This is a genomic window from Massilia brevitalea (assembly GCF_030711405.1).
Lineage (GTDB): Bacteria > Pseudomonadota > Gammaproteobacteria > Burkholderiales > Burkholderiaceae_D > Telluria > Telluria brevitalea.
Window position 1 is genome coordinate 1 of record NZ_JAULSI010000115.1, and the last position, 1,097, is coordinate 1,097.

Here is a 1,097-nt window from a genome sequence, read left to right on the forward strand (position 1 = left end):
GGCGGTCTCAAGAACCAATTGCAACACCGGGGTTAATGGATCGCGTCAGGCTGTAATTGTAGCCGCGCCATATGCTCGGTGTAGACAGCGAGCGGCGTTTTCCAGCCAAGCGTTTCGCGTGGCCGGGTGTTGAGCGAGAGGGCAATTGCGTCGAGCTCATCCTGGGAGTAGATCGACAAGTCTGAGCCCTTGGGCATGTACTGGCGCAGCAAACCGTTGGTGTTTTCATTGGAGCCGCGTTGCCAAGGGCTGTGTGGGTCGGCGAAGTAGATTTGCACGCCGGTGCGCTCGGTAAGGATTTTGTGGCCGTGCATTTCGCGGCCCTGGTCGTAGGTCATCGATTTGCGCAGCGCCGCCGGCTGTCGGTTGAGCACGGCAGAGAAGCTGTCGACGACCGAGCGCGTGCCAGCATTGTCCATCTTGGCCAGCACAACGAAACGCGTTGTGCGTTCGACCAGCGTGCCAACTGAGGAACGGTTGCCTTCGCCCTTGATCAGGTCGCCTTCCCAGTGGCCGGGAATGAGACGGTCCTCGATCTCAGGTGGACGGATGTGGATGCTTTGCATGTCCTTGATCTGGCCGCGGCGATCGACACCGCGACTGCGCGGCTTGCGTACCTGGTTATGGTGGCGCAGGCAGGCGATCAGCTCGCGCTTGAGTTCGCCGCGCGGGTGCAGGTAGATCGCGTTGTAGATCGTCTCGTGAGAGACCGTTTTGTCGGAGTCATCGGGCCACATGGAGCGCAGTATGTTCGCAATTTGCTGCGGCGACCAGAGCTCCTTCAGATAGTGCCGTACCACCTGAAAAAGCGCGCCGCCAGGATGGAGCTTGGGCATACGGCGAGGCGCCATACGCCGCGCGTAACTCTGCAGGTGAGCCAAGTTGGCATCATAGGCACCAGCGCCGGGTGCACGGCGCAGCTCGCGGCTGATCGAGCTCGGAGAACGTCCAAGGCGTTTGGCAATGGACCGGATACTGCACTGATCGTCGCGCATGGTCATCACGACGGCACGCTCCTGTGTCGTCAGATGGGTATAGATTCGGGGCATGGCGGCACTCTACAGGAAAGAGTGTTGCACTTGGTTTTAGAGACTGCC

The 1,097-nt window shown here is 60.3% G+C and carries 1 protein-coding gene; it reads right to left on the reverse strand.

The features are described from left to right. Positions 1 to 32: 32 nt before the first annotated feature. The gene (locus QWL29_RS26515) at positions 33 to 1,049 is read right to left on the reverse strand and encodes an IS30 family transposase (RefSeq protein WP_370663751.1); all 1,017 of its coding nucleotides are present in this window, start codon (positions 1,047 to 1,049) and stop codon (positions 33 to 35) included. Between the last annotated feature and the right edge of the window lie 48 nt (positions 1,050 to 1,097).

Excerpts from the sequence above, each read along its gene's own strand:
- QWL29_RS26515 (WP_370663751.1), bottom strand. The coding sequence starts at position 1,049 with ATGCCCCGAATCTATACCCATCTGACGACACAGGAGCGTGCCGTCGTG.